Origin of the sequence: Odoribacter sp. N15.MGS-14, assembly GCF_000980245.1 — a bacterium.
Classification (GTDB): Bacteria; Bacteroidota; Bacteroidia; order Bacteroidales; family Marinifilaceae; genus Odoribacter; species Odoribacter splanchnicus.
Map to the genome: position 1 here is coordinate 1 of NZ_LARE01000159.1, position 1210 is coordinate 1210.

Below are 1210 nucleotides of genomic sequence, written 5' to 3' on the forward strand. Positions count from 1 at the left end.
AACCAACCCCGCAATCACCGGCACCACCACCCGCGACTTCCGGTACGTCCACTGCCTCAACACCGTCTGTACCGGCAAAAAACACTCCACACCCAGCTCTTCCAACCGGTCACGCACCTTCTTCTCCGCACGGGAGGCGGTGAAGACAGCGTGCCAATGAACCGTTTCCGTTTTTTGCCTATCTATTGCCATACATCCTTTCATAGTATCCCTGATAATCTCCGCTCGTCACCTGATCCAGCCACTCCTGATTATCCAGATACCATTTCACCGTTTTCTCTATACCCTCCTCGAACTGTAAAGAAGGTTCCCAGCCCAATTCATTTTTCAGTTTCGTCGAATCGATAGCATAGCGCAAATCATGTCCGGCCCGGTCTGTCACGTATGTGATCAGCTTCTCCGATGCTCCTTCAGGGCGTCCCAGTAAGCGATCTACCGTCTTGATCAGAACCCGGATCAAATCGATATTTTTCCATTCGTTAAAGCCACCGATATTATATGTTTCGGCAACCTTTCCATTATGGAAAATAAGATCGATGGCCCGGGCATGATCCACCACATACAACCAGTCACGCACATTTTCCCCCTTTCCGTAAACGGGCAAAGGTTTATTGTGACGGATGTTATTGATAAACAAAGGGATTAGCTTTTCCGGGAATTGGTAAGGACCGTAGTTATTACTGCAATTGGTTACAAGGGTAGGCATACCGAAAGTATCGTGAAAGGCCCTCACGAAATGATCGGAAGAAGCTTTCGAAGCCGAGTAGGGGGAATGCGGATCATATTTCGTTGTCTCCGTAAAAAAGGTGCCGTCAAACTTCAGGGCCCCATACACCTCATCGGTAGAGATATGATAGAAACGTTTCCCGTCATATTGTCCGTCCCAGCTTACTTTAGCGGCTTGCAACAAAGACAGGGCCCCCATCACATTCGTCTGAGCAAAGGTAAACGGATCTTTGATCGAGCGGTCTACATGGCTTTCCGCTGCCAGATGGATCACTCCGTCGATACTGTGCTGCCGGAACAATTCCAGTATCTTTTCAAAATCACAGATATCTGCTTTTACAAAAGTATAATTCGGCTGCTGTTCGATGTCTGCCAGATTGGCCAGATTCCCCGCATAAGTCAGCTTATCCAGATTAATGATATGATATTCCGGATATTTCGTCACAAACAGACGCACTACATGTGAACCGATAAAACCGGCACC

Annotated in this window: 2 protein-coding genes; both read right to left on the minus strand. The window is 47.9% G+C overall.

What is annotated here, in order from left to right:
* A partial coding sequence (locus WS34_RS14740) for a transcription termination/antitermination NusG family protein (protein ID WP_353743272.1) occupies window positions 1-204 on the minus strand: 204 nt, incomplete at its 3' end.
* A partial coding sequence (gene rfbB / locus WS34_RS14745) for a dTDP-glucose 4,6-dehydratase (RefSeq protein WP_286693826.1) occupies window positions 179-1210 on the minus strand: 1032 nt, incomplete at its 5' end. The genes WS34_RS14740 and rfbB, both read right to left, overlap by 26 nt.